Annotated in this window: 1 protein-coding gene and 1 pseudogene; one reads left to right on the top strand and one right to left on the bottom strand. The window is 30.4% G+C overall.

All coding sequences use genetic code 11. The features are described from left to right. Window positions 1–976 precede the first annotated feature (976 nt). Window positions 977–1,504: pseudogene (locus V7014_RS27405) on the top strand (methyl-accepting chemotaxis protein); the annotation flags it as partial. 206 nt (window positions 1,505–1,710) lie between these two features. On the opposite strand, the gene V7014_RS25850 reads toward V7014_RS27405, so the two are convergent. Continuing rightward, window positions 1,711–2,397, bottom strand: coding sequence for a hypothetical protein (locus tag V7014_RS25850; RefSeq protein ID WP_335511768.1), 687 nt, complete (start codon window positions 2,395–2,397; stop codon window positions 1,711–1,713). Window positions 2,398–2,482: the final 85 nt, after the last annotated feature.

Raw genomic sequence — 2,482 nt, 5'->3', positions numbered from 1 at the left:
AATGATGTTGACAACCGATGAATCAGAATTGGAAAGTATTGATCAAGAGATAAAATCACTACAAGTAAAAAATGATGAATTATTACATTTATTTAAAAAAACAAGAATGAGTAAGGAACAAAAAAGTCTAGTGGATGAACTAGAATTAGTAAATAAGAGATATAGAGAGGTTCAATCAAACCTTACTCAAAACATTTTAGATGGTCAAACCTTTCAAGAGAATCGAGCATTGAAAACAAGTATGATTTTAGCTGAAAAGCAACGAGATACGATCGTTAATGAACTAGAGAAAATAAATCTTGATAGTGCCAGAAATATTAATAAGGTTAATCTTGATAATGCAAAGAGTCTTACTATAAAAACTATTATAATAATTATTATTGTTTTAATTGTTTCTCTAGGTATATTTGTTTTTTTAAGAAAGTACATAAGACAATCAATAAATTCTATTTTAGATTTTTCACAGGAATTAGGTAAAGGAAATTTAACGAAACGGGCAACGATCATATATGAAGATGATTTTGGTCAAATAGCTCATTCGTTAAATCAATCAGTAGCACAAATACAAAATCTCGTAGGTAGAGTAAGTCATACTTCTCAAGATTTAAGTGCTATGAGTGAAGAACTTTCTGCAACAATAGAAGAAGTAAATGCTTCGATGGATGAAATTAATCATTCTGCTGAAGAGGTGGCATATGGCAGTCAAACCATCAGCGCAGCAACTGAAGAGGTAAATGCAACTACTCACGACATGCTAAGCAACGTTGTTCAAATTAAAGAAGAAATAGATGGTGGGGTAGAAAATTGTCAAAAAATAAGAGTACGTGCAATCGGAGTAAAAAATACAGCAATTGAATCTTCAAATATTGCTCGTAATCTTTTTGCTGAAAAACAACATTCTGTACTTCAATCAATCGAAGAAGGAAAAATTGTTTCTGAAGTAAAAGTGATGTCTAATATAATTGCTGAAATTGCTAATCAAATTAATTTACTCTCTTTAAATGCAGCTATAGAAGCGGCAAGAGCTGGTGAACATGGTAAAGGCTTTGCTGTAGTTGCAGATGAAGTACGGAAATTAGCTGATCAGTCAACGGCAACGGTTCAAGATATTCAAGTGGTCACTAATAGAGTGGAAAATGCTTTTGTGAAATTGTCAAGTAACGCTCAAGATATATTGACGTTTATGGATGATAAGGTTCATAGTGATTATGATGCATTCCAAGAAAACGGAATACAGTATGAGCAAGATGCCATCCTCTTTGCTGAAATGGCAAAAGATATTGCTGTGTCAATGGAAACAATGATGCAGTCAATGGGAGAAATCCAAAATGCAATAGAAAATGTCTCTAAAGTATCTAATGAATCAGCTATGAATACAAACGCTATCAAAAATAATATTTCTGAAACACTACATGCATTACAAAATGTAACTGATTCATCAATGCACCAAGCAACCTTAGCTGAAGATCTTACTATAGATGTAAACAAATTTAATATTGATTAATTTCGGTTTTATTTTTATGCTAAGTTAAGGTTCATAGTTGAGTAAAGATTTAAAAACAGAGCTAATCTACAAGCGTGTAGAATTTGCTCTGTTTTTTTACTATATTTCAAAGGATTTCATTTATTTATCTCTAAAGTAATTCAAATAGTACATAAGATCAATTCGTATGTACCATTTGAGTCTATCTCTTGTTTTAGAATGTATACTTATTTGATATTAGATATGACTGCATTAAGTTGTTCAAATAATTCATTTTTAGTTAATCTAGAAACTTTATCCTGCCCATTCAAATCAATCTGTTCATAATTTATTTTAATAACATCATTGTTTTTTGTCTTAATATCAGAGGGAATTTCTTCATTATATTTAAGTTCAACTGTATTTCCTACAATCTCAATTTGGAATGGTACGGATGAAGGGCCATAACTATCCCTTGTTTGAAGTTTTTTCAGAAATAATACGTACTGTTTATCTAAATTTGGCTTATGATAATTTGAGACAATTACATCATTCCCATACTCTTTCCCATCTACTTCGGTTGACACATATATAGAGTGGGGAATTGACACTTCAATTTCACCTTTTAAACTACCCATAAGCGCTTGATCAACAACAAAAGAATATATTTCACCTTCATGATTTTCGCCCATATTCCAATTTTCAATATATTTATTATAATGTCCTAAAACTATAAAATCCGCACTATTAGCAAGACCTTCGATATCTCCATTCACTTCATAGTCTGATGAATAATTCAAATTATAGACCTTAGGAGCGTTACTCTTTTTAATTGCGTCTAAATTATTGAAACTTATATATATAGTTACTACTGAAATGACAACTACTAGACAAATAGTAACTATCGTTGTTTTTGAATTAAACTTTCTTGTCATTTTATATCCATCCTCTTAAATAGTTTTTGTTAGATTAATTCTGTTTTAATGGAAAATCAAGGGTATTTTGCATTAACTTCATCAT

Origin of the sequence: Bacillus sp. JJ722, from assembly GCF_036963345.1 — a bacterium.
Taxonomy (GTDB): Bacteria; Bacillota; Bacilli; order Bacillales; family DSM-1321; genus Bacillus_AD.
The sequence above is the reverse complement of the archived record's forward strand: the minus strand, read 5'-3'. Positions and strand labels throughout refer to the sequence as shown.

Excerpts from the sequence above, each read along its gene's own strand:
- V7014_RS25850 (WP_335511768.1), bottom strand. The coding sequence starts at position 2,397 with ATGACAAGAAAGTTTAATTCAAAAACAACGATAGTTACTATTTGTCTA.